At 70.4% G+C, this 24,498-nt stretch carries 21 protein-coding genes and 1 tRNA gene; 12 read left to right on the top strand and 10 right to left on the bottom strand.

What is annotated here, in order from left to right; genetic code table 11:
• Positions 1-730: 730 nt before the first annotated feature.
• Together WCD84_RS13265 and rnd are read right to left on the bottom strand one after the other, a co-directional pair.
• Positions 731-806, bottom strand: a tRNA-Ala gene (locus WCD84_RS13265).
• 15 nt (positions 807-821) lie between these two features.
• Positions 822-1,940: a ribonuclease D gene (gene rnd / locus WCD84_RS13260; RefSeq protein ID WP_343256033.1), complete on the bottom strand. Its 1,119-nt coding sequence runs from the start codon at positions 1,938-1,940 to the stop codon at positions 822-824.
• A 169-nt stretch (positions 1,941-2,109) separates the two neighbouring features.
• Between rnd and WCD84_RS13255 the strand changes: the two genes are divergently transcribed.
• On the top strand, positions 2,110-3,918 hold the full coding sequence (locus WCD84_RS13255) for an SUMF1/EgtB/PvdO family nonheme iron enzyme (protein WP_449280126.1): 1,809 nt from the start codon (positions 2,110-2,112) through the stop codon (positions 3,916-3,918).
• A 20-nt stretch (positions 3,919-3,938) separates the two neighbouring features.
• Complete coding sequence (locus WCD84_RS13250; RefSeq protein ID WP_343281664.1) at positions 3,939-4,856, top strand: M48 family metallopeptidase; 918 nt, start codon at positions 3,939-3,941, stop codon at positions 4,854-4,856.
• Between the two features lie 125 nt (positions 4,857-4,981).
• On the opposite strand, the gene phaR is transcribed toward WCD84_RS13250, so the two are convergent.
• The 3 genes from phaR to gluQRS all read right to left on the bottom strand — a co-directional run bounded on the left by phaR (position 4,982) and on the right by gluQRS (position 7,231).
• The gene (gene phaR / locus WCD84_RS13245) at positions 4,982-5,467 is read right to left on the bottom strand and encodes a polyhydroxyalkanoate synthesis repressor PhaR (RefSeq protein WP_343281663.1); all 486 of its coding nucleotides are present in this window, start codon (positions 5,465-5,467) and stop codon (positions 4,982-4,984) included.
• An 86-nt stretch (positions 5,468-5,553) separates the two neighbouring features.
• The gene (gene phbB / locus WCD84_RS13240) at positions 5,554-6,294 is read right to left on the bottom strand and encodes an acetoacetyl-CoA reductase (RefSeq protein ID WP_343278539.1); all 741 of its coding nucleotides are present in this window, start codon (positions 6,292-6,294) and stop codon (positions 5,554-5,556) included.
• 46 nt (positions 6,295-6,340) lie between these two features.
• Positions 6,341-7,231 (bottom strand): tRNA glutamyl-Q(34) synthetase GluQRS, encoded by an 891-nt coding sequence (gene gluQRS, locus WCD84_RS13235; protein ID WP_343281662.1) that lies wholly within the window; start codon positions 7,229-7,231, stop codon positions 6,341-6,343.
• A gap of 147 nt (positions 7,232-7,378) precedes the next feature.
• On the opposite strand from gluQRS, the gene htpX reads away from it, so the two are divergent.
• Entirely contained in the window at positions 7,379-8,287 is a 909-nt protein-coding gene (gene htpX, locus WCD84_RS13230) for a protease HtpX (RefSeq protein ID WP_343281661.1), read from the top strand.
• Between the two features lie 40 nt (positions 8,288-8,327).
• Here the strand turns inward: htpX and WCD84_RS13225 are convergent, their stop codons facing one another.
• Together WCD84_RS13225 and epmB are read right to left on the bottom strand one after the other, a co-directional pair.
• Positions 8,328-10,409 (bottom strand): GGDEF/EAL domain-containing response regulator, encoded by a 2,082-nt coding sequence (locus WCD84_RS13225; protein ID WP_343281660.1) that lies wholly within the window; start codon positions 10,407-10,409, stop codon positions 8,328-8,330.
• A gap of 101 nt (positions 10,410-10,510) precedes the next feature.
• Positions 10,511-11,515 carry an EF-P beta-lysylation protein EpmB gene (gene epmB, locus WCD84_RS13220; RefSeq protein ID WP_449280125.1) on the bottom strand — a complete coding sequence of 335 codons (1,005 nt, stop codon included), beginning with the start codon at positions 11,513-11,515 and terminating at the stop codon, positions 10,511-10,513.
• 60 nt (positions 11,516-11,575) lie between these two features.
• Between epmB and efp the strand changes: the two genes are divergently transcribed.
• The 8 genes from efp (at position 11,576) to WCD84_RS13180 (ending at position 19,310) form a co-directional block, all read left to right on the top strand.
• On the top strand, positions 11,576-12,142 hold the full coding sequence (efp, locus tag WCD84_RS13215; protein ID WP_343256042.1) for an elongation factor P: 567 nt from the start codon (positions 11,576-11,578) through the stop codon (positions 12,140-12,142).
• Positions 12,142-13,494: a TRZ/ATZ family hydrolase gene (locus WCD84_RS13210; RefSeq protein WP_343281658.1), complete on the top strand. Its 1,353-nt coding sequence runs from the start codon at positions 12,142-12,144 to the stop codon at positions 13,492-13,494. Before efp ends, WCD84_RS13210 begins: the two co-directional genes overlap by 1 nt.
• Positions 13,495-13,538: 44 nt before the next feature.
• On the top strand, positions 13,539-14,264 hold the full coding sequence (ubiG, locus tag WCD84_RS13205) for a bifunctional 2-polyprenyl-6-hydroxyphenol methylase/3-demethylubiquinol 3-O-methyltransferase UbiG (protein ID WP_343281657.1): 726 nt from the start codon (positions 13,539-13,541) through the stop codon (positions 14,262-14,264).
• Positions 14,261-14,941, top strand: a complete 681-nt coding sequence (gene gph / locus WCD84_RS13200) for a phosphoglycolate phosphatase (protein WP_343281656.1) — start codon at positions 14,261-14,263, stop codon at positions 14,939-14,941. Before ubiG ends, gph begins: the two co-directional genes overlap by 4 nt.
• A complete protein-coding gene (locus WCD84_RS13195; RefSeq protein ID WP_343281655.1) occupies positions 14,938-15,660 on the top strand; it encodes a phytoene/squalene synthase family protein in 723 nt (240 codons plus the stop codon). Before gph ends, WCD84_RS13195 begins: the two co-directional genes overlap by 4 nt.
• 99 nt (positions 15,661-15,759) lie before the next feature.
• Positions 15,760-16,686 carry a GTP cyclohydrolase FolE2 gene (gene folE2, locus WCD84_RS13190; protein WP_343256047.1) on the top strand — a complete coding sequence of 309 codons (927 nt, stop codon included), beginning with the start codon at positions 15,760-15,762 and terminating at the stop codon, positions 16,684-16,686.
• A gap of 54 nt (positions 16,687-16,740) precedes the next feature.
• Positions 16,741-18,405 (top strand): diguanylate cyclase, encoded by a 1,665-nt coding sequence (locus WCD84_RS13185; protein ID WP_343281654.1) that lies wholly within the window; start codon positions 16,741-16,743, stop codon positions 18,403-18,405.
• A 23-nt stretch (positions 18,406-18,428) separates the two neighbouring features.
• Positions 18,429-19,310: a hypothetical protein gene (locus WCD84_RS13180; protein ID WP_343281653.1), complete on the top strand. Its 882-nt coding sequence runs from the start codon at positions 18,429-18,431 to the stop codon at positions 19,308-19,310.
• Between the two features lie 876 nt (positions 19,311-20,186).
• Here the strand turns inward: WCD84_RS13180 and WCD84_RS13175 are convergent.
• From WCD84_RS13175 to yidD, 3 genes are read right to left on the bottom strand one after another with little or no spacing between them, the layout of a single operon-like run.
• Positions 20,187-21,044: a M23 family metallopeptidase gene (locus WCD84_RS13175; protein WP_449280124.1), complete on the bottom strand. Its 858-nt coding sequence runs from the start codon at positions 21,042-21,044 to the stop codon at positions 20,187-20,189.
• On the bottom strand, positions 21,041-22,387 hold the full coding sequence (locus WCD84_RS13170; RefSeq protein WP_343281652.1) for a dihydroorotase: 1,347 nt from the start codon (positions 22,385-22,387) through the stop codon (positions 21,041-21,043). Before WCD84_RS13170 ends, WCD84_RS13175 begins: the two co-directional genes overlap by 4 nt.
• Positions 22,384-22,608 carry a membrane protein insertion efficiency factor YidD gene (gene yidD / locus WCD84_RS13165; protein WP_343278666.1) on the bottom strand — a complete coding sequence of 75 codons (225 nt, stop codon included), beginning with the start codon at positions 22,606-22,608 and terminating at the stop codon, positions 22,384-22,386. The genes WCD84_RS13170 and yidD overlap by 4 nt, the downstream gene beginning before the upstream one ends.
• Before the next feature lie 281 nt (positions 22,609-22,889).
• Between yidD and dksA the strand changes: the two genes are divergently transcribed.
• Positions 22,890-23,978 (top strand): RNA polymerase-binding protein DksA, encoded by a 1,089-nt coding sequence (gene dksA / locus WCD84_RS13160; RefSeq protein ID WP_343281651.1) that lies wholly within the window; start codon positions 22,890-22,892, stop codon positions 23,976-23,978.
• Positions 23,979-24,498 lie beyond the last annotated feature (520 nt).

The following is a 24,498-nucleotide window of genomic DNA, read 5'->3' as shown; positions in this document are numbered from 1 at the left end:
CGGGCCCGGACCTTTTGGGCGGTGGTGGACGGGGGCAGCGTCGACGCAGATGTCGCAACCGGGCGGTCGTCACCGGATGACGCAGATGTCGCAACCGGGCAGTCCTCACCGGATCAAGCGGCACGGCCACGCCACGTCAAACCCGGCCACGATCGAGCGCGCGCCCGCTCTTGATCTTCGACCCGAAGCAGGAAAACTCCACGGCCCGTCCCGTGCACAGGGGGTGTGCGGAGAGCCGGCCATGGATGGCCGGCGCCCGGCCGCTGGGAGCAGGACGCGGAGACGGCCGGCGCAGCACACCCCCTGTGCGCGGGACGGGCAGCGCGGACCACAACGGAGAAATGCACGGGACGGGCGGCGCGGACCACAACGGAGAAATGCACGGGACGGGCGGCGCGGACCACAACGGAGAAATGCGCGGGACGGGCAGCGCGGACCACAACGGAGAAATGCACTGGACCGGCGGCGCGGACCACAACGGAGGAATGCAGGGGACGGACAGCGCGGGCTACAACGGAGAAATGCGCGGGACGTGCAGCGCGGACCCTAGTGGAGAAGCTCCCGGCCCCAGCTGTCACGTCAGCATCCCGGAGCCTCGACAAGAGACAGCCACGCTGCCGGGCCGTCCATACACCTCCCCGAGGCGGGAGAAGCGCCACAAAAAAGGCCGGAGCGGTCTCCCGTCCAGCCTTTCTGCGTGGATATCACTGCGGCGAGTGACAAGTCTGATTGGTGGAGCGGAGGGGGATCGAACCCCTGACCTTCGCGATGCGAACGCGACGCTCTCCCAGCTGAGCTACCGCCCCATCAGGCGGACCATTCTACGCGTGCGCATCCCCGGTCGGCAATTCCCGCGCGTCAGCGGCGAGCAGCGGCGCGAGCACCGGTTCCAGCTGGGCGCGTCGCCACCCGCCCAGCGTGGCCCAGTCCTGGTCATCCAGGAGCGCTTCAAGTCGGCGGCGGGACGCCAGCACGCCGTCGGGCAGGCCGAGTTCGGCGCTGCGGGAGGCCACGGCGTCCTGCAGGCGGCGCACCGCGCGCTTGTCGCGCTCTTCGGTGCGGATGGGCGGCGCGTCGGCCTCGTCGGCCAAGGGCGTCACCAGCGCGGTCCAGACCTCGGCCAGGAGCTTGCGCGGAGCCTTGGGGTGGCGGTCGAACAGCGCCTTCAGCGCCGCCTGGTCGGTCGGCTCGCTGCGCGCGATGGCCGCGGCCAGGTCGTTGTCGAGGACCCAGCTGCGCGGCCGGTCGTGTTCGCGCGCCCAGGCGTCGCGCCAGCGCAGCAGGCGCAGCAGGCGGTGCTGGCCGGCCTGGTTGAAGTACTGGGCGGCGCGGATCGGCAGGTGCGGCCAGCGCTCGAGGCTCTCGTCGCGGGCGTTGGCGACCATGCGCTCGCAGTCCTCGCGCAGCCAGGCCTCGCGGCCAAGGGCTTCAAGCCGGGCCTGCAGGTGGTCGTGGAGCTCGAACAGATGGCGCACGTCGTCGGCGGCATAGGCGAGCTGGGCGTCCGACAGCGGCCGGCGCGTCCAGTCGGAGCGGGTCTCCCCCTTGCCCAGCGCCACGCCGCTGATGTCGGCCACGAGGCGCTGGTAGCCGGCGCCCGCGGCGATGCCGGCGATCGCCGCGGCCACCTGGGTGTCGAACAGGGATTCGGGCACTGCCTTGCAGGCGTGCAGGAACGCGATCAGGTCTTCGCTGGCGCTGTGCATCACCTTGGTGATGTCGGCATCCAGCAGGATGCCCCGCAGCGCATCGGCCATGCCGGGGGCCTGCATGTCGAGCAGCAGGATCTCGTCATGCACGGCCATCTGCGCCAGCGCCAGGTGTGGCCACCAGGTGCGTTCGCGGATGAACTCGGTGTCCAGGCCGATGCGGGACGGGCGGGTTTCGAAGCGGGCGAGCAGCGCGGCGGGGTCGCTGACCCAGGTGAAGTCGTGTTCCATCGGCGCCAGCCTACCGGCCGCCGTGCATCGGCGGCAATCGTCGGGCGGCGGGCCATCCGGCTGCGCGACGCGGCCTGCTTGCCGTAATCTGGCGGCCGTGACTACCCATCAGACGCTTTCCACGCACGCCGCCTGGTCGCGCCGGGCCGGTATCGCCGCCGCGCTTGCGATGCTGCTGGCCGCCGGCTGCGCGCGCGATGAGGCCGAGGCTCCCGATGCACCGCAGGCCACCGCCAGCCGCGGCGATGGCAGCGTCATCATCAGCGGCGATGACCGCCTGGCCGGGAGCCTGACCTGGCGTGCGCCGCGGGTGGACCTGGGCGACGACGAAGCGGCGCTGCCCGACGCCCTGGAGCGCGCGGACCAGGCGCTGGAGGCCGGCAACCTGGCTGCGGGTCCCGATTCCGCGATCCCCCTGTACCAGGCGGTGCTTGCACGCGACTCCGACAGTGCTGAAGCCGCCGCTGGCCTGGAGCGCGCGCTGCAGGGCCTGCTGGCGCAGGGCGCCGCCGCCCTGGACGCCGCCGGCGATGACGACGACGCGCTGCGCCGTGCACGCGAGGTCGCGGCGGTGGCACGCAGCCTGCGGCCGGCCGACGAGCAGGTGCGCGAGTATCTGGCCGGAGTGGATCGTGCCGAACAGCTGGCCGAGATCAACCGCGCCGCCGGGGAAGCGCTCCGCGCCGGACGCCTGGGCGAGTCGGGCGGCGGTGCCCTGGCCCTGGTGCGCCAGGCGCTGGCGCTGGATAAAGCCCAGCCGCGTGCGCTGCAGGTCCGCGCGGCGGTGGAAAGCGCCCTGATCCGGCGCGCCGAGGAGGCCGCGTCCAAGGGCGACTTCGAAGATGCGGACACCTGGCTCGGCCACGCCGGCGCGGTGCGCGAAGACGCCGCCACGGTGGCCGATGCCCGCAGCCGCATCGGCATCGAGCGCCGGGCCTGGATCCTGCGCCTGCGCGACGAGGGCATCGCGGCGCTGCCGCAGGCCGACGGCATCGAGCGCGCGCGCGCCTTGCTGGCGCGCATGCTGGTGCTGGCCGAACCCGGCAACGCCGCCGTCGCCGAGCTTCGCGAACGCATCGACCTGGCCGTGCATTACGGCAACTACCGCCCCGGGCAGCGCTTCACCGATGCCGCCGCCGGCGGGCGCGGGCCGCAGATGGTCGTGGTGCCGCATGGCGGCTTCAGCATGGGTGCGGCGGACGACGACGGCGACGCCGACGACAACGAGCGGCCGCGGCGCTACCTCCGCTTCGATCGCGGCTTCGCGCTCTCGCTCAACGAGGTCAGCGTCGGCGAGTTCCGCCGCTTCGTCGACGCCACCGGCTACCGCACGCGCGCCGAGCGCCGCGGCTTCTCGATGGCCTACGACGAGCGCAGCGGCAACTTCGTGCGCCGCAGCGGCGTGGACTGGCGTTCGGACTTCGCGGGCTCCCCGGCCGCGGCCAACCTGCCGGTCGTGCACGTCGGCGCGCGCGACGCCCAGGCCTATGTCGACTGGCTGGCCGAAGTCAGCGGCCAGCGCTACCGGCTGCCAAGCGAAGCCGAATTCGAATACGCCCTGCGCGCCGGCGGTGAGGGGCGCTACCCCTGGGGTGACGACGCCCCGCCCGCGCGCGCGGGCAACCTGACCGGCAGCAAGGACAAGTCGCCCGGCGGCCGTGGCTGGAGCAATGCCTTCAAGGACTATGGCGACGACCATTGGGGACCGGCGCCGGTGGGCACGTTCACGCCAAACACATTCGGTGTGCACGATCTTGAGGGCAATGTCAGCGAATGGGTCGCCGACTGCTGGCACGACAGCTACCGTCGCGCACCGGTGTCCGGCACCGCCTGGGTCAACCCGGGCTGCCGCATGCAGGTGGTGCGCGGTGGCGCCTGGGCCAGCTCGCCAACGCAGACGCGCAGCTCCTGGCGCGCGCCATCGCCGGTCGACAACACCAACGCGCGCGTCGGCTTCCGGGTTGCACGCGACATCTGAAAACAAGGCAGGGGCGACACATGCGACAGAATCCTCTCGGGCGTCGGCAACAGCAGCAGGCGGCGCGGCCGCGGGGGCGCGGCTTCAACCCCAGGATCCTGATCCTCGTTGCCTTCATCGGCTACGGCGCGTACTACTACTTCTCCAACCAGACCCTTGATCCGGTGACCGGCGAGAAGGTGCTGATCGACCGCTCGCTGTCGGTCGAGGACGAAAAGGCGCTGGGCCTGCAGGCCTTCGAGGAGATCCTGTCGCAGGAGCGGCCGGTCGATCCCGCCACCCCGATCGCCCGCGAGGTGCAGGAGATCGCGCGCCGGCTGATCGCCAAGGTGCCCGAGATCGAGGCCGCGCTCGCGGCGGAGAACGGCCAGCAGCCGACCGGCTTCTCGTCGACCTTCGAATGGGATGTCCAGGTCATCCAGTCCGAGCAGGCCAACGCCTTCTGCCTGCCCGGCGGCAAGATGGCCGTCTACACCGGCCTGGTGCCGGTGGCGCAGAACGAGGACGCGATGGCGGTGGTGATGGGCCACGAGATCGCCCACGCGCTGCTGCGCCACGGTGCCCAGCGCATGGCGCAGCAGAAGCTGTCGCAGGTCGGGCAGATGGCCGGCGCGATGAGCGGCATGGACCCGCAGCAGCAGCAGATGGTGATGGCGGCGATGGGCTATGGCTACCTGCTGCCCTATGCGCGCAAGCACGAGACCGAGGCCGACTACGTGGGCCTGATGCTGGCCGCGGCCGCCTGCTACGACCCGCAGGAATCGGTGCCGCTGTGGGAGCGCATGAGCGCGGCCAGCGGCGGCCAGGCGCCGCCCGAATTCCAGTCGACGCATCCCAACCCGGGCACGCGCATCGAGAACCTGCAGTCGCTGATGCCCAAGGCCATGGAATACCGGCAGCGCTTCTGCGCCGACGCGGCGCCTGCACCTCGTAGCTGATGATCCAAGGGGGGCTTTTGTAGGAGCAGCTATAGCTGCGATCTGGAGATCCCGGTCGCAGCTATAGCTGCTCCTACGGGGGGATTCCCGAAAGGTTTCCCCGGGTATTCTCCGGGGCGGGAGAGTTACTTGCGCTTGGCGCCGCTGGCCGACTCGGTCGGTTTTCCGGCCGGCTTGGCGCCGGCGGCCATGTTGCGCTGGAATTCCTGCCACATGGCCATGTTGCGTTCGGTGATGCCGCTCATCATCGACCACGGGCTCTGGCCGAGCATGCCGCCCATCTGCTGGCGGAACTGCTCCTGCTGCTCGAGGAAGGTCTGCATCGAGCGCTCAAGGTAGGAGCCCATGAAGCCCTGCAGTGAATCGCCATAGAAGCGGATGATCTGGCTCAGGAGTTCAGTCGACAGGATCGGCTGGCCGTCCTGCTCCTGCTCGGAAATGATCTGCAACAGCACCTGGCGGGTAAGGTCGTCGCCGCTCTTGGCGTCGCGGACCTCGAAATCCTCGCCGTCGACGATCAGCTGGCGTACGTCCTCGATGGTGATGTAGCTGGAGATCTCGGTGTCGTACAGGCGGCGATTGGGATACTTCTTGATGACGCGCATGGCCATGCTGCGGTGCTCGATTTCCCTGACTCACCGCAGCATGACGCAGTGCAACAGCGCTTGCAACCGGCCTGCATGAGGCTTCGCGCAGGCTACCAGCCCATGTATTGGCCACCGTTGGCGGCGAGATTGGCGCCGGTGATCCAGGCCGCTTCATCGGGCAGGAAAAAGGCCACCGCATAGGCGATTTCGTCCGGCATGCCCAGGCGGCCGGTCGGGATCTGGGCGACGATCTTCTCGCGCACCGCCTCGGGCACCGCCATCACCATGTCGGTGCCGATGTAGCCGGGTGAGACGGTATTGACGGTGATTCCCAGCTTCGCGTTTTCCTGCGCCAGCGAGATGGTGAAGCCGTGCATGCCGGCCTTGGCGGCGGCGTAGTTGGCCTGCCCGTACTGGCCCTTCTGGCCGTTGATCGAGCTGATCTGCACGATGCGGCCCCACTTGCGCTCGCGCATGCCTTCGATCACCGGGCGGGTGACGTTGTAGCAGGCGTTGAGGTTGGTGGTGATGACGTCGGTCCACTGCTCGGGCGCCATCTTGTGGAAGGTGGAGTCGCGGGTGATGCCGGCGTTGTTGACCAGAATCTCGATGGGGCCGAGTGCCTCTTCGACCCTGCGCACCATGGCTTCGGCCTCATCGGCCGAAGACACGTCGCCCTTGACCAGGGTGAAGTCGAAGCCCTCCGCCTGCATCGCCTTCTCCCAGGCGCGCGCCTTCTCCTCGCTGCGGTAATTGGTCGCGACCCTGTGCCCGGCCTTGGCCAGGCGCTTGCAGATGGCAGTGCCGATGCCGCCGGTTCCCCCGGTAACCAACGCAACCCGTGACGTCATGTCATCGCTCCCGATGCCAGGCGCGGCGCGCCCGCTGCGTTCGATTCTATGCGCGCGGCATTGCAGTGGCATTGTGCAGTGCGGGGGCGGGCTGCGGCCCGCGCGGGATGCGCGCCGGATCGAAGGCGCCCACCGCCGCCAGGAGCGTGACCCCGAGTCCGGCCCGCGCCGGCAGCATGCGCGGGTCCTGGCCGAGCACGCGCCACGCGCTGCGCAGCGCGGGCAGCGGGTCGGCGTCGTCCACCGGCAGCGATGCACGCGACTTCGACAGCTTGCGGCCGTCCACGTCGAGCACCAGGGGCAGGTGCAGGTAGCGCGGTCGTGGCAGGCCAAGGGCACGTTGCAGGAGCAGCTGGCGCGGCGTCGAGTCGAGCAGGTCGGCCCCGCGCACCACGTCGGTGATCTCCTGCGCGGCATCGTCCACGACCACGGCGAGCTGGTAGGCCCACCAGCCGTCGGCGCGGCGCAGCACGAAGTCGCCGGCCTCGCGAGCCACGTCCTGTGCCACGTGGCCGTGGACCGCGTCGTCGAAGGCCGCGTGGCTGCCATCCGGCACCCGCAGGCGCATGGCCGGGTCCGGCCGGCGCGCGCCGGCGCGACAGGCGCGATGGATGCCGCCGGACCGGGCGACGTCGCTGCGGCTGCAGTGGCACTCGAAGGCCAGGCCCTGGCCGAGCAGACGGTCGAGGGCGGCGGCGTACAACCCGCTGCGTTCGGACTGGCGGACCACCGCGCCGTCATGCTCGAGGCCAAAGGCCGCCAGCGTGCGCAGCTGCGCCCGGGCGGCGCCCGGCAGCTCGCGGCCCTGGTCCACGTCTTCGATCCGGATCCACCACTCGCCGCCGGCGTGGCGCGCGGCCAGCCAGCTGCCGAAGGCGGCCAGCAGCGAGCCGAAGTGCAGGGGGCCGGTGGGCGAGGGCGCGAACCGGCCGCGCATCGGGGACGGGGTGGCGGGCGGCGGCTGCAACGTGTCGGGAGGGGGCGGTCTGTTGGTCATGGCGGGCTCTGCGCCGTCATCTTGAATTCAATGGCGGCCGGTCACACTTCATGGCATTGCACCACGAACCCTGCAGGAACCGTTCCCATGCTCAAGCGCGTCGTCCTTTTCCTCGCCACCAACCTGGCGGTGCTGGCCCTGCTCAGCATCATCATGTCGGTGTTCCGCATCGACCCGCAGTCGATGGGCGGCCTGCTGGTCGTGGCTGCGCTGTTCGGCTTCGGCGGCTCGCTGATCTCGCTGCTGTCCTCGAAGTGGGTGGCCAAGCGCGCCGCCGGCCTGCACGTCATCGCCCAGCCGAAGAGCGACGTCGAGCGCTGGCTGGTCGATACCGTCGCCCGCCAGGCCCAGGCCGCCGGCATCGGCATGCCCGAGGTCGCGATCTACGACGCGCCCGAGATCAACGCCTTCGCCACCGGCGCCAACCGCAACAACGCCCTGGTCGCCGTGTCCACCGGCCTGCTGCGCTCGATGGACCAGGACGAGGCCGAGGCGGTGCTGGCGCACGAGGTCAGCCACGTCGCCAACGGCGACATGGTCACCATGGCCCTGCTGCAGGGCGTGCTCAACACCTTCGTGATCGTGCTCGCGCGCCTGGTCGGCCGGGTGATCGACGGCTATCTCAGCGGTGGCCGCGACAATGGCGGTGGCGGGCTGGCGTACTTCGCCATCGTGTTCGTGCTCGACATGGTGTTCGGCCTGTTCGCGAGCATGATCGCGATGTGGTTCTCGCGCCATCGCGAGTTCCGCGCCGATGCCGGCGGCGCCGCGCTGGCGGGGCGGGAAAAGATGATCGCCGCGCTGAAGCGGCTCTCGCTCAACCAGGGCCAGAACACCCTGCCCAAGCAGGTCGCGGCCTTCGGCATCAGCGGTGCGATGGGCCACGGCCTGCGCCGGCTGATGCTCAGCCACCCGCCGCTGGAAGAGCGCATCCGCGCGCTCGAGGCCGGCAGCGTCGACGGCGAGGCCGCCCTGCGCCAGGGCCTCCTGGCCTGAGGGCACCGGTGGCACCGCGCGTGCGGTGCCAGCCCGGGCCTTACTCGAAGTCGTAGCCCATGTCCGGACCGGCCGGAGCCAGGAAGTTGCCGGAGACATAGTCCACGCCGGTGCCGAACAGCACCGACATCGTGGCCGCGTCGCCGACGAAGTCGGCCATGGTCTGGATGCCGAGTTCGCGCGCCTTGGCAGCGATCTCGCGCACCCGCGCCTGGTTGTCGGCGTTGGCCGGAAGCTCTTCGATGAAGCCGGGGTCGATCTTGAGCATGTTCGGCTTCAGATGCGCGAGCAGCTGGAACGAATCCAGCCCGGCGCCGAAGTTCTCCAGCGCGATGCGGCAGTCCAGGCGCGCCGCCGCGGCCGCGAATTCCTGTGCGGCCTTGAGGTGGGTGAACACCTTCGCCTCGGCGAGCTCGACCACCAGATACTCGCCCGGAACGCCGTGCGCAAGCAGCTGCTCGCCGATGTGGCGCGGCAGGCTGTCGTCGGCCAGCGAGGCCTGGCTGACCTTGACCAGCAGGGTGGTGGGCTTGTTGGCACGGATGCGCTCGCCGATCACCGCGATCGCGCGGCCGACCACGTAGCGGTCGATCTCCCAGAGCAGGCCGTGCTCCTCCGCGATCTGCAGGAAACTCAGCGGCTTGATCAGCTCGCCGTCGGCGCTCTTCAGGCGCAGAAAGGCCTCGTACACGGGGCCGGTGTCGCCCTGCAGGCTGATCACCGGCTGGTAGTGCAGAACGAAGCCCTCGTGGTCGAGCGCGTCGCGCAGGCGCGAGACCCAGGCCTGGATGTGCTCCTCCTCGGCGCGATCCACCGCGCTCGGGTCGAAGAGCTCGAAGCGGTTGCCGCCGGTGGCGCTGGCCGAGGCCATGGCCGCGGTGGCCTTGGCGAGGACCTGGCTGACGCTGGCGATCTTCTCGCCGATCTGGACCGCGCCGATGCTGCCGGTGATCACGCTCGAGCGCGAACCGATCTCGAACAGGTCGGCGGAGAACGCCGCCAGCACGCGGCGCGCCACGGCTTCGGTGCCGTCATGGTCGCTGTTGCGCACCAGCAGGGCCAGGGTGTGTTCGCCGAAGCGGGCGGTCACCGCGTCCAGGCCTTCGGCCGCGCCAACCAGGCGGGACGCGGCTGCAGCCAGCAGGTCGTCGGCCGAGTCGAGGCCGATATCGGCCAGCAGGTGCTGGTAGTGGTCGGGCTCGATCAGCAGCAGGCCGTGCCGCGCACGGCCCTGCGCGGCGGCGTCCACCGCGTTCTCGAGCGCGAGCAGGAAGGTGGCGCGGTTGTACAGGCCGGTGGCCTGGTCGCGCTGGCGCAGCTCTTCGATCTCCTGCGCCAGCTCCGGATCAAGCTCCTGGCGGCGGATCACCACCTGTATGCAGGGCTCGTCCTCGTACTGGGCCTGGGTGAACTCCATGGCCGCCGGGAACGCATTGCCGTCGATGTCCCGCGCCTGGAGTTCGTGGCGCGGCGGCGGTGCCTCGCCCTGGGCCAGTCCCTTCAGCAGCTGGCGGAAGGCTTCGACGTCCTGCGGCGCGACCATGTCCAGCAGCGACATGCCTTCGATGTCCTCGAACTCCGGGTAGCCGAACATCTCCAGGTAGGCCTGGTTGGCGCGGATGTGCATGCCCTCGTGGACGTAGGCGATGGGATCGCGGGAGGAATCGATCAGCGCATCGCAGCGGCGCTCGGTCTCGCGCAGGCGGGCCTCCAGGCGGCGCTGGGTGCGGCGCGCCTCGAGGTCGGCCCAGGCGTCGCGGAGCACGGCCAGCAGCAGCGATGGCGGTTCGCGCAGCGCCAGCGCGCGCGCGCCGTCGCTCTTGGCCTGGATATAGCTCTCCCTGTCGATCACATCGGCCAGGGCCACCACCGGGACGTCCTTGCCGGTGGCTGCCACCTGTCGCACGACCTCGGCCAGCGGCAGCATGTTCGAATCCTGCTGCGCGACCACCAGGTCCAGCGCCTGTGCGCCGACCACGCTCGCGAACTCCTCCGCCGAGGACGGGCGCAGCGGGCGGACGGCGATGCCCGCGTTGCGCAGGGTGCTGACGATGGCTTCGGCCGATTCGGGACTGTCGTCGACGATCATCAGCCGCAGCGCGGTGTCCTGGCTTTTCGACATGGGGCTCTCCGTGGAAGGCGCGTTATGCCATGCGCCGGCTGGCGGCGTCCACGGCGGGGGCATGGCAACAGGGTGCAGGTCGCGTTTGCTGGCGACCGGGGTCACAGCGCGCGTTTGGACGCATCGCCGGCGACCTCGCGTACCAGGCGCGGGACCAGGTAGCCCGGCAGGCGGGCCACCAGGGCTGCGTGCAGGGCGAGGGCGCGGGCGTCGTCGACCTCGAAGTGGGCAGTGCCGGCGACGCGGTCCAGCTGGTGCAGGTAATAGGGAAGGACGCCGGCCTCGAAGCCGCGCTCGCAGAGTCCGGCCAGGGCGTCGACCGAGTCGTTGACCCCGGCCAGCAGCACGGCCTGGTTGAGCAGGCTGGCGCCGGCATCGCGCAGCGCGGACATGGCGGCATCGACCGTGGCGTCGAACTCGTTGCCGTGGTTGGCGTGGATCACCACCGCCACCGGCCAGGGCAGGCCGCGCAGCCAGGCCAGCAGCTCGTCGTCGATGCGCTCCGGCAGCACCACCGGCAGGCGGCTGTGGATGCGCAGGCGGCGGACGTGGGGCACGGCGCGCAGCAGGTCGGTGAGTTCGGCCAGCTTGCGGGTCGCCAGCGACAGCGGATCGCCGCCGGACAGGATCACTTCGGTGATGCCCGGATCGGCCGCGATCGCCGCCACGGCTTCGGCCCAGCCGCCGGCGGCCGCGGTTTCTTCGGCGTAGGGAAAGTGGCGGCGGAAGCAGTAGCGGCAGTTGATGGCGCAGCTGCCGGTGGCCACCAGCAGGGCGCGGCCGTTGTACTTGTGGATGACGCCGCGGGCGGTCTTCGCGGCGCCGTCGCCGACCGCGTCCAGGCCGAATCCGGGCACGCTGCGCAGCTCGTCCACCCGCGGCAGCACCTGGCGCAGGAGGGGGTCGTCCGGGTCTCCATGGCGCATGCGGGCGACGAAGCCGCGCGGCACCCGCAGGGCGAAGGCGGCCATCGCCGCCTCCGGCACCGCCGCCGCTTCCGCATCCAGTCCCAGCAGGCCCAGCAGCTCGCGCGGGTCGCGCACCGAGGCGCGCCACGCCTGCTGCCAGCCGGGTGGCTGCATGGAAAGGGGGGCTGCGGGTATCATTTCCCGCATAGTCTAGCCGCTCGCGCGGCCGACCCCGCCGAACACTTCGCAGGAGCACGCATGGCCAGCCATGGCATGAACGACGTCAAGAACGGAATGAAGATCCTCGTCCACGGGGAACCCGCGATCATCACCGACACCGAGTACGTCAAGCCGGGCAAGGGCCAGGCCTTCACGCGCGTGAAGTACCGCCTGATCAAGTCGGGCCGGGTGCAGGAAGTGACCATGAAGGCGACCGACTCGATGGACGCGGCCGACGTCGTCGACACCGACATGCGCTATCTGTATTCCGACGGCGAGTACTGGCACTTCATGGACCCGGAGAACTTCGAGCAGGTGCAGGCCGACAAGGCCGGCATGGGCGGCGCCGAGAAGTGGCTCAAGGGTGAGGAAGACTGCATCGTCACCCTGTGGAACGGCACTCCGATCCAGGTCACGCCGCCGAACTTCGTCGAACTCAGGATCAGCGAAACCGATCCCGGCGTGCGCGGCGACACCTCGGGCGGCGGCGGCAAGCCGGCGACGCTCGAGACCGGCGCGGTGGTGCGCGTGCCGCTGTTCGTGAGCCAGGAGGAAATGATCAAGGTCGACACGCGGTCTGGCGAATACGTCAGCCGGGTCAAGTAATGGCGGAGCAGGCGGTGGCGCCGGAAGCCTGCGACCTGCTGGTCGAGGCCGGGCACGTTGTCCCGGTGGAGCCGCACGGCGTGGTCCTCGAGGACCATGCCGTGGCCATTCGCGGCGGGGAAATCGTGGCGATCCTTCCGCGGGCCGAGGCGCGCGCGCGCTTCGCGCCGACGGAGGTGGTGTCGCGTCCCGACGGGGTGCTGGTGCCGGGCTTCGTCAACGCCCACACCCACAACCCGATGACGCTGATGCGCGGCATCGCCGACGACCTGCCGCTGAAAGTCTGGCTGCAGCAGCACATCTGGCCGATCGAAGCCGCGGTGATGGCACCGGACTTCGTCGCCGACGGCATCACCCTGGCGATCGCCGAGATGCTGCGCGGCGGCACCACTTGCTGCAACGAGAACTACTTCTTCCCCGACGTGCAGGCCGCGGTCTACAAGCGCCACGGCTTCCGAGCACGCGTGGGCCTGCCGGTGATCGACTTCCCGACGGCCTGGGCCTCGGGTGACGACGAGTACTTCGACAAGGCCGGCGTGGTCCACGACCAGTGGCGCAATGATCCGCTGATCGCCATGGCCTTCGCGCCGCACGCGCCGTACACGGTCAACGACGCCAACTTCGAGCGCGTGCGCATGCTTGCCGACCAGCTCGACATCCCCGTGCACCTGCACCTGCACGAAACCGCGCAGGAGGTCGAGCAGTCGATCAAGGAACACGGCCAGCGCCCGCTCGCGCGCCTGGACCGCCTGGGCCTGGTCAACGACCGCCTGATCGCGGTGCACATGACCCAGCTGACCGAGGCCGAGATCCACCTCTGCGCCGAGCGCGGCGTGAGCGTGGTGCATTGCCCGGAGTCCAACCTCAAGCTCGCGTCCGGCTTCTGCCCGGCCTGCGCGCTGGAGCGCGCCGGGGTCAACCTCGCCATCGGCACCGACGGCTGCGCCAGCAACAACGACCTCGACATGGTCGGAGAGACCCGCACCGCAGCCCAGCTTGCCAAGGCGGTGGCGCAGGACGCCGCGGCGTTCGATGCCTTCACCGCGCTGCGCGCGGCGACCCTGGGCGGTGCGAAGGCGATGGGCTTCGACCATCTGGTCGGCTCGCTGGAGCCGGGCAAGCAGGCCGACATGGCCTGCTTCGACTTCAGCGACCTGGAGACCCAGCCGCTGCACCACGTGGTGTCGCAGCTGGTCTATGCCGCCGGACGCCACCAGGTCTCCGACGTCTGGATCGGTGGCGCCGCCAAGCTGCGCGAGCGCGAGCTGGTCGACATCGACACCACGGCCGTGGTCGCCAACGCCCGCCAGTGGCGTACGCGCATGGCCGGCATCCGCACCGGCGCCGGCTGAGCCGCGCCGGCGCGCACATCCCCGATCATCCAGAGCACGTCGCCATGACCGCCTCGCCCCAGGGCACGCAGAACTTCCGCCAGTCCGAACTCGACAAGTTCGCCGAGCTCGCCAACCGCTGGTGGGATCCCGAAGGCCCGCAGAAGCCGCTGCACGCGCTCAACCCGGTGCGCCTGGGCTATGTGGCCGCGCGCAGCCCGCTGGCCGGCGCCAGGGTGCTCGATGTCGGCTGCGGCGCAGGCCTGCTGAGCGAGGCCATGGCGCGCGATGGCGCCGACGTCACCGCGCTGGACCTCGCGCCGGACCTGATCAAGGTCGCGCGGCTGCACGCGCTGGAGTCCGGAGTGTCGGTCGACTACCGGGTACAGGCGGTCGAGGCGCTGGCCGACGAGGCCGCCGGCAGCTTCGATGCAGTGACCTGCATGGAGATGCTTGAACACGTCCCGGACCCGGGCGCGATCATCGAAGCCTGCGCGCGGCTGCTGAAGCCCGGCGGCCGGCTGTTCGTCTCCACCCTCAACCGCACGCCGGCGGCGTTCGCGCTGGCCATCGTCGGCGCCGAGTACGTGGCCCGCCTGCTGCCGCGCGGCACCCACCAGTACCGCGACTTCATCCGCCCTTCCGAGCTCGGTGCCTGGCTGCGCGCGGCGGGGCTGGAGCTCGAGGACGTCCGCGGCATCGCCTACGAACCCTGGGCCAACCGCGCGCGGCTGTCGTCGCGCACCGACGTCAACTACCTGGCCGTGGCGCGCAAGCCGGACGCGGCGTGAGCGGCATCGCCACCCGCACGCGCTTCCCGCGCTGCGTGCTGTTCGACCTTGACGGCACGCTGCTCGACAGCGCGCCGGACATGGCCGCGACCGTGAACCGCATGCGCGCGACGCGCGGTGCGCCACCGATGCCGCTGGCCGACCTGCGGCCGCACGTGTCCAAGGGCGCGCGCGCGATGAGCGCGGCGGCCTTTCCGGAACTTGCCGGCGAAGTGCCGCCTGAAATGATCAAGGAGTTCCTGGCCGTCTACGGCGAAGAACTCGGCCGCCACGGCGCGGCCTTCGACGGCATCGAAGCGATGCTGGCCGCGCTGGAGGCCGATGGCGCGCGCTGGGGCATCGTCACCAACAAGCCCGAGTACCTCGCGCGCGGCCTGATGCCGGCGCTGGGCTGGGACACGCGCAGCGGCGTGCTGATCGGCGGAGACACCCTGGCCGAGCGCAAGCCGCATCCGCTGCCGCTGCTGCACGCCGCCGAAGCGATGGGCTTCACGGTGGCCGACTGCGTCTACGTCGGCGACGACGAGCGCGACATCCTCGCCGCGCGCGCCGCGGGCATGCGTTCGCTGGTCGCGCTCTGGGGCTACCGCCTGCAGCACGACGATCCGCTCGCCTGGCAGGCCGACGCCATGGCGGACACGCCCGCGGACCTGCTTGATCCGGACTTCTGGCCGTGAGCATCGACGTCGACATCCGCGACGAGGCGGCGAGCTTCGTCGACAAGTGGCGCGCGCGCTGGCCGGAGTGGTCGGTGGCGATGGCCTTCGTGGCGAAGGACCGGCAGCCGCTGGCCGAAGCGTGGTTCACGTTGCTGCAGGAGCTCACCGACGCGGCCTGGGGTGGCGGCGACCCGACGCCGGGGCTGGCCAAGCTCGCCTGGTGGCAGGAAGAGCTGGGCGGCTGGGCGAAGGGTGCGCGACGCCATCCGCTGGGCGCGCTGCTGCAGCCACGGCCCGCGCCCTGGCTGCAGCTGGGCCGGGCGCTGCCGGACCTGCGCGCGCTGCGCGGGGGCGATGGCGTCGATGACATCGTGGGTCCCGGCGCCGCGGCCGTGGGAACGGACGCAGCGCAGGGCAGCGATGCCGGGAGTGCCGGCCATGCGTTCGCCGCCGCCGTCGCGGATTGCGAAGCGCTGCTGTTCGATGGCCGTGCCTCCGACGTCGAGGCCGCCGCTGTTGTACTTCGCAGCCTGTTGGCCGAACGGAACCTGATGCGCGGCGCGCCAATGGCTCCGATAGCCACGGCTGATCCATCGTCCCCCGCGCCGCGTCCGGGATGCAGGGCGCGTGGCGTGCAGGCAGCCCTGGTGGAGGCGCGGCTTGCGCGTCCCGGCGCGGCCCTGCCGCCGCTGCGCGTGCTGCTCGCGGCCTGGCGCGGGGCGCGCAGGGCCGGCTGAATCGCGGCCGGGATCAACGCCTGCGACATGCAGCGTTTCGCCGGTCCGGCAGCGGTGCGCGGTTAGAATTGCGGACCGTTCTCATTTGCAGGGTTCCGCGTGACTTCTTCCAGCCCGTCCCCGGCGTTGCCCGACGTCGCCTACGATCGTGCCGCCGCGGCCCGTCCGCTCGACTGGGTCGGCATGCGCCGCGTCGCGCTGCCGCTGTGCGTGGCCGACGAGGGCGGGCAACCGCAGCGGGTGCCGGCCTGGGCCGACATCGGCGTGGACCTGGCCAGCGCCGAAACCCGCGGCATCCACATGTCGCGCCTGTACCTGTTGCTGCAGGACCGGCTTCCGGTGGAGCCGCTGACCGCATCCTCGCTGCGCGCGCTGCTGCGCGACTGCATCGATTCGCAGTCGGGCATCGCCACTACCGCGCGCCTGGGACTGCGCTGGGAACAGCTGCTCAAGCGCCGCGCGCTGGCCAGTGGCAATGCCGGCTGGAAGTCCTATCCGGTGGAGGTCGACGCCACCCTCTCGCCTTCGGGCGCGGAGATCGTGCTTGCGTTCGGCGTCGAGTATTCCAGCACCTGCCCGGCCTCGGCCGCGCTGTCGCGCCGCGCCAATGCCGACGCCTTCGAAGCCGACTTCGCCGATGACCAGGCACCGTCCAGGGTCGACGTGCACGCATGGCTCGGCTCCGGCCGCGGCATGGCCGCCACGCCGCACGCCCAGCGCAGCCGCGCGGATGTGCGCGTGACCCTGCGCAATGACGTCGATGCGCTGCCGCTGCTGGAGCTGGTCGACGCCATCGAAGCCGCGCTCGGGACCCCGGTGCAGACGGCGGTGAAGCGCGAGGACGAGCAGGCCTTCGCCCGCGCCAATGCGGAGAACCTCATGTTCTGCGAGGACGCGGCCCGCCGCGTGGCCGCTGTCGTTTCGACCAGTCCGCGCGTCGCCCGCTTCGACGTGACCGTGTCGCATTTCGAGAGCCTGCATGCCCATGACGCCGTTGCGCGGGTGACGGGTGTGGCGGGGGGATAGGCGACGCGGCTGGAGAGCCCTTCCGCTGCCGCGGCCCCGGGGTAGGATTGCGCCATGGGGAACATCCGGGGAGTAAAACGCCAGTCCTGGTGGTGCAGCGTCTGGCTGTGCATCGCCCTGCTGTGCGCGTGGACGGGCGCCACGGCAAATCCCGTCATCGTGCTGCAACCGCTGCCCGGCGAGCATGACTCCACCGAGGTTCTGTCCGGCGCCCTGGATGACCGCCTCGGCCCGCCGGTGGCGCCCGTAATCAGGGGGTCCAGGGGCGAGGTGAGCTGGTGGCGGCTCACGACCCGCGAGCCGCTGGGCACCGACGGCCAGCCGAAGCTGATGCTGCGCGCGCCCTTCCTCAACCAGGTGCAGGCCTGGGCGCCCGGTGGCGACCAGCCCGCGCGCCATGCGCTGTACGGCAAGCACTCGGACCCGAGCCACTCGTCGCGCGCCCTCGTGGTGGACCTGCCGCGGGGCATCCCGCCGGGGCAGGCGGTGTGGCTGCGGGTCTCCGCCGCATCCTCGCTACAGATGCCGGTTTCGATCGAGCCGCTCGATGTCGTGCATCGCGATGACCTGTTCCATGCCAGCTGGCGGGCGTCGGTGCTGTCGGTGCTGCTGGTCCTTGCCCTGCTGGCCTTCGCGTTCCGCTTCGGAACCGGTGATCCAAGCTTTGCCTGGTTCGGTGCGATGCTGTGCTTCGCGGTGCTGTACATGGTGTCGCTCAGCGGCGATTTCCGCTTGCTGCCGGGTGCCGATGCGCTGTTTGGAAGTTCGAATCGTGTCAACCGCGTCGCCGGAGGGCTCGGCATCGTCTGCAGCAACCTCTTCCAGCGCGCCTATCTCGACCTTCGCGGCAAGCTGCCACGCCTGGACCGGATGCTGTGGGCGACCACCGCCATGGCGGCGGTGGCAGGTATCGGCAGCCTTTTTGCCGACGCAGAGTGGCTGGGGCGCATCGGCAACCTTGGACTGATCCTGTCGGCAACGGTGCTGCTGTCGGGGAGCACGGTGCTGGCGCTGCGCGGCGATCGTCCCGGGCGCGTGGTGATGGCATCCTGGCTGCCGCTGATGCTGTTCGCCACATTGATGGCGAGCGAGATGATGGGGCTGTGGGCGGGTCCGACCTGGCTGCCCCAGGGCCTGGCCGGCGCGTTTGCCCTTGCCGGGCTGCTGCTGACCATCGGCCTGGCGGACAAGCTGCTCGAGCTCCGCCGCGACCGCGACCAGGCCAGTGCGATGGCACGCGCTGACGAACTCACCGGCATGCTCAACCGCGCCGGCATCGAGGTCGAGCTGCACCGGGCAATCCAGCTCGCGATGGAGAAGGACGAGTCGATGAGCATCGCCTTCGTGGACGTCGACAACTTCAAGCGGATCAACGATATGCACGGGCACGGCATCGGCGACGAGTGCCTGCGCATCGTCTCCAAGCGCGTGCGCAACCAGCTGCGCCCGGGGGATGTCATCGGCCGCTATGGCGGCGATGAATTCCTGGCGGTATTGCCAGGCGCCCGCCTCGGCGAGGCGCTGGACGTGGCGGGGCGCATGCTTGCATCAGTCAACGGGCGCTCGCTGCTGATCGACATGCTGCAGCTGGACGGCAGCCTGAGCATCGGCGTGGCGGAATACGTGGCCGGCGAATCCGCCGAGGCGCTGGTTGAACGCGCCGACGCCGCGCTGTACGTCAGCAAGCAGGGCGGCCGCAACCGCGTCTCCCCATCATGACCAGCACGACAACCGGAGGTGGCATGGACCCGATCGCGATCGACACCCTGCAGGAAGGCGACATCCTGCTGATGATGGGCGATGGCCCGCTGTCGGACCTGATCGCCTGGGCCAGCGACGGCACGTACAGCCACGCGGCGATGGTGGCGGACCAGGGCGAATTGATCGAGGCCTCGCTGGCCGGGGTGCGGCGCTATCCGCTTGCCAAGCGCCTGGGCGAAGTCGACCACTACCATTGGGTCGACGCCTTCCGCGCCCATGATGGCCAGGGTCGTCCTTTCGATTCCGGCGACCGCCGCCTGGTTCGCGAACACGCGCAGGCCCTGCTGGGCGCCCCGTACCCGGTCGATCAGCTGGCGCTGTTCGGCGCGATCATGGCGCTGCGGGGGAAGTGGCCCGCCCACTCCTGGGCACGCAAGCTGGTGCGCCTGGCGCTGGACCGCGCCGTCCCGTCCGAATCCCCGGCGATGCTTTGCAGCGAGGTCGTCTACCGCAGCTGGGCCGAGTGCGCGGTGGAGCCGCGCGGCCGGTTGGCGCCGCGGATCGTCGAGGGCGAACGCGGCAGGGCGCCGTTCCCCGAGATCGACTGGCAAAGGCTGATCGACGAGATCGGCCCGCTGCTGGGTACTGGGACCGCCGGAGCCGGTGCCCGCGGGACCGCCCCGGGACTCTTCGGCGCAGAAGCCGTGTTCGAAGCGGGCGACGACATTTCCGACGAGGCCCTGGACCAGGCAAGCCGGCGGGTCCTCTCGCAGCTGCAGCCGGACAGCCAGGGCCTGATGCGCAGCGCAGGCACTGACGCCCGCCTGGCCCACGCTCCGAACCCGCGCCTGGTCTCTCCGCAGGACCTTGCGAATTCGCCGGGCGTTGGGCTTCTGGGCCGGCTGATGCAGCGCTCTGGTTGAGAAGGGCGGGGAATCGGATGATTGCTGCGGGAGGGTGCGCGCTGCCCGCCGTGGAGACAGGGGGGATGCCCAGCCGGAATATGCGCATCCTGCTCCCAGTTCCGGCCGCCGGCCATCCATGGCCGGCTCTGGGCATCCCCCCTGCCTCCACGGCGGGCCCGAACCTTTTGCGCGGTGGTGGACGAAGGCAACGTCGAGTCGACGTCGACACCGGTTGGATCGTCAACGGACCAAGCGGCACCGCCGCGGCCACGGCTACGCCCACGCCCACGATCGCGAGCGCGCCCGCTCTTGATCTCCGTCCCGAAGCAGGAAAACGCCACGGCCCGTCCCGTGCACAGGGGGTGTGCGTACAGCCGGCCATGGATGGCCGGCGGCCGGCCTTGGGAGCAGGACGCGGACAGGCCGGGGGAGCACACCCCCTGTGCACGGGACGGGCAGCGCGGACTACAACGGAGAAACGCACGGGACGGGCAGCGCGGACTACAACGGAGAAACGCACGGGACGGGCAGCGCGGACCAGAACGGAGAAATGCGCGGCACGTGCAGCGCGAACCCCAGTGGAGAAGCTCCCGGCCCAACAGCGCCCCAACTGTCACGTCAGCACCGCAGAGCCTCGAGAAGAACCAGCCACTCCGCCGGGCCGGCCATGCGCCTCTCCCCCAGTCGGGAGAAGAATAATTTCTGCCACGGATTTACGCGTATTTACACCGATCAGGGCGAAGCAGGCTTGAAGCCGTACTCATCCGTAGAAGCACAGGCCAAGGCGCGGTGTCCGGACTCGCCCAACCCCGATCCGCGCAATCCGCGTTATCCGTGGCAAAAAGTCCGTGCCTTTGCTCTATCCGCGTAAATCCGTAGCCAAAACGCTTCGCTTCAAGACCTCTCCAGCACCAGCAGCGGATCCACCCGCACGTTGAACCAATTCATCCCCCAGTGCAGGTGCGGTCCCGTGGCGCGGCCGGTGGCGCCGACGGCGGCGAAGGCCTGGCCCTGCTCGACGCGGTCGCCCACCGTGACGTCGATGCGTGAAAGGTGCAGGAAGTTGGAGCTCACGCCGTGGCCGTGGTCGATCACCACGGTGCCGCCGGTCAGGTAGAGCCCCGGGTCGGCGAAGGTGACGATGCCGGCGGCCGGAGCCTTCACCGGGGTGCCGGTGGGGGCGGCGATATCCATGCCCGAATGGCCGGCGCCTGGCTTGCCGTTGTAGATCCGGCCGCTGCCGAAGCGGCCGCTGATGCGGCCCTCGACCGGACGGATGAAGCGCTGGGCGAAGTCGGGGCGGTCGTCGTCGCGGGTGCGCGCGGCGGTCACGTTCGCCTGCTCGCGGCGGATGCGCTCGGCGATCGCCGGCGGCGGGTCGACGGTCTTTGGCGGCACGCCGTTGACGCGTTCCATCGGCCAGTCGCGCGGGTCGACGAGGATGCTGGCCTCCGTGCGGCTGCCGTCGGGGCGGGTCACCGCCACCCGCAGCGGGCCACTGGCGTCGCGACCGACGCCGAACACCACCGTGCCGTAGCCGGTGCTGCGCAGACTGCGGCCGTCGTACTCGACGCGGCTGCCCGGCGGCACCTTGCCCAGGACCAGGGCGCCCTGCTGCACGCGTTCGGGAAACGCCACGCGCAGGTCCGCCGCCGTGTCGGCCGCGGCCAACGCAGGCACCGCCTGTGCCACCGCCAGTGCCCAAGGCAGGGAGGACAGCAGGCCAACGAACAGCGCTGCGGTCACCTTCATCGCGCGAACTCCAGGCGCCGGCCCGTCGGCGTCCCGACCAGCCTGGAACCATCCCAGGCCAGTTCACCGTTGACCCAGGTCGAAGCGATCCGCGAGCGGAACGTCGTGCCCTCGAAGGGCGACCAGCCGCATTTGGACAGGATGTCCTCGCGCTTCACCGTGAACGGCACGTCCTCCACCAGCACCAGGTCGGCGTGGTAGCCCTCGCGCAGGAAGCCGCGTTCGGCGACGCCGAACAGCTGCGCCGGCGCATGGGCGAATTTCTGCACCACGCGCGCGGCATCGAAATGGCCCTCGTGCACGCATTCCAGCGCCGCCACCAGCGCGTACTGCACCAGCGGCAGGCCGCTGGGCGCGCGCGTATACGGCGCCTGCTTCTCTTCCCAGGTGTGCGGGGCATGGTCGGTGGCGAGCACGTCGATGACGTCGTCGGCCAGGGCGCGCAGCAGCGCTTCGCGGTCGCTGGCGTCCTTGATCGCCGGGTTGCATTTGATCTGGTGGCCCAGGCGCGCGTAGTCGGCGCGGTCGAAGCGCAGGAAGTGGATGCAGGTCTCGGCGGTGATGCGCTTGCGCAGCCTGCCGTCGGCGTCGACCAGCGGACCGGCCTCGAACAGCGCCAGTTCGTCGGCGGTGGAGATGTGCAGCACGTGCAGCCGGGTGTCGTGGCGGCGCGCCAGCTCCAGCGCCAGGCGGGTGGACTTGATGCAGGCCTCGCGCGAGCGGATGTCGGGGTGGCAGGCGGCCGGGATGTCGTCGCCGTACTTCTCCCGGTAGCGCGCCAGTTCCGCGTCGATCATCGGCGTGTCTTCGCAGTGGGTGATGATCGGCACCGGGGTGTCGCGGAAGATCGCGTCCAGCGTCGCCGGGTCGTCGACCAGCATGTTGCCGGTGGACGCGCCCATGAACACCTTCAGCCCCGGGGTGGCAGCCGGGTCGATGGCGCGCACGGCTTCCAGGTTGTCGTTGCTGGCGCCCATGTAGAAGCCATGGTTGGCGCGGGCGCGGCCGGCGGCGCGTTCGTACTTGTTTTCCAGCGCCGCGGCATCAAGGGTCGGCGGGCTGGTGTTGGGCATGTCCATGAAGCTGGTCAGGCCGCCGGCCACGGCCGCCGCGGACTCGGTGGCCATGTCCGCCTTGTATTCCATGCCCGGCTCGCGGAAATGCACCTGGTCGTCGATCATCCCGGGCAGCAGGCGGCGCCCGTCGGCATCGACCACGGTTTCGCCCGCGCGGGGCGCCAGGCTGCCGATGGCGTCGATGCGGCCGTCGCGGATGCGCAGGTCGGCATCGAATTCGCGGCCTTCGTTGACCAGGCGCGCATTGAGGATGAGGGTATCGGTCATGGCGGGCTTCCGTCGTCGCGCGGCGGGACCGGGTCCATGCCGCCGGGGTTGAGGGGGTGGCAGCGCCCGATGCGCTTCGCGGCCAGCCAGCTTCCGCGCAGGGCGCCGTGCAGCGCAATGGCCTGCATGGCGTATTCCGAGCAGGTCGGCAGGAAACGGCAGCGCGGACCGAGCAGCGGGCTGAGCCAGCGTTTGTAGCCGCGCAGCAGCGCGATGAGCATGCGGTCGATCACGGGGGCGCCGGATAAAAGTGGGCTGCGCGGCGCGCGGCGGTTGCCGCTGCAGTCAGGGCAGGGTATAACAGCCCGCTTTCCCGTCCAAGCGACGGGAGTGTGGCGCCGGCCACGAGCGCGTCCTCAAAAACGCTACCGGTGGCCGGACTCGTCAGTCGTCGCCGCGATGCGGCCACGTACCGCCTGGATGCCCCACTCCCGCTGCATTGGCCGGCGGCCGGCCGCGTGGAGCGGACCGGCAACCCACTTCCAAAGAAGGATCGCCGAACGTGGCAGTGAAGAAGACCGTCAAGAAGGCCGCCAAGGCCGTCAAGCCCGCAGCGAAGAATGGCGCTTCAAAGAAGGCTGCGCCGAAGAAGGCCGCCTCCAGGAAGGCCGCCCCGAAGAAGGCCGCCTCCAGGAAGGCCGCCCCGAAGAAGGCTGCGCTGAAGAAGGCTGCGCCGAAGAAGACCGTCGCGGCAGCGCCGGCAAAGGCCGCCGCGAAGAAGGCACCGGCGAAGGCCGCAGTGAAGAAGACCGCGAAGCCTGCGGCAAAGAAGGTGGCGGTGAACAGGACGTCGGTTGCAAAGACCCCAGTGAAGAAGGTAGCTGTGAAAAAAGTTCCGGTGAAGAAGGTCGTGGACAAGAAGGTCGCGGCCAGCAAGCCCGCCCCGGTGAAGAAGGCCGCCGTGGAGAAGGTCGTGGCGAAGAAGGCCGCTCCGCCGGTGAAGAAGGCGGCTGCGACGAAGGCCGCCGCCAGCGCGCCGGTCGCGAAGAAGGCCGCACCCGCGGCCCGGAAGGCGACCGCCAAGCCTTCGACCAAGGTCGGCCAGGTGCCACCGGCGCGCAAGACGCCGGCGCGTCCGGCGGGCAAGGTTGCGGTGGCCGTGACCAACAGGCCGGCCACCACGCCCGCGCCGAAGACCCGCTACAAGACCATTCCCCACAAGATCGACGAGGCCACCGGCCGCCCGATCCTTCCGGCAGGCTACAAGCCCGGCCCGGACGAGGAATACATGAGCGCGCTGCAGCTCGAGTACTTCCGCCAGCGCCTGGCGGACTGGCGCGCGGACCTCGTGGACGAGTCCAAGCAGACCATCGAGAACCTCAAGGACGAAGTGCGCGACGTCGGCGACGACGCCGAGCGCGCCACCCGCGAGACCGAGAACTCCCTGGAGCTGCGCACCCGCGACCGCTACCGCAAGCTGATCGGCAAGATCGACAGCACGCTCAAGCGCGTGGACTCGGGTGATTACGGTTTCAGCGTCGACTCCGGCGAAGAGATCGGCCTGGATCGCCTCGAGGCCCGCCTGACCGCCGAACGCACCATCGACGAGCAGGAGCGCTGGGAGCACCTGCAGAAGCAGATCGGCGACTGAGACTGCTGCGTCATCGCGTTCCACGGAAAACCCCGCTCAGGCGGGGTTTTTTTGGTTCTTCTCCCGACTGGGGGCATGCGGCCGGTCCTGCGGAGTGGCTGGTTCTTCTCGAGGCTCCGGGGCGCTGACGTGACAGTTGCGGCGTTGTTGGGCCGGGAGCTGCTCGACTGGGGTCCGCGCTGCACGTGCCGCGCATTTCTCCGTTCTGGTTCGCGCTGCCCGTCCCGCGCATTTCTCGGTTGTGGGGCGCGCTGACCGTCCCGTGCATTTCTCCGATGTAGTCCGCGCTGCCCGTCCCGCACACAGGGGGTGTGCTGCGCCGGCCGTCTCCGCGTCCTGCTCCCAGCGGCCGGGCGCCGGCCATCCATGGCCGGCTCTCCGCACACCCCCTGTGCGCGGGACGGGCCGTGGCGTTTTCCTGCTTCGGGTCGAAGATCAAGAGCGGGCGCGCTCGCGATCGTGGCCGTGGTGTGGTGTGGCGTGGCGTGGCTGTGCCGCTTGATCCGGCGACGACTGCCCG

It is taken from the genome of Luteimonas changyuni (assembly GCF_039548395.1).
In the GTDB taxonomy this organism is placed as follows: Bacteria; Pseudomonadota; Gammaproteobacteria; order Xanthomonadales; family Xanthomonadaceae; genus Luteimonas.
Note: the sequence above shows the minus strand (reverse complement) of the source record. Positions and strands in the feature narration are given on the sequence as shown.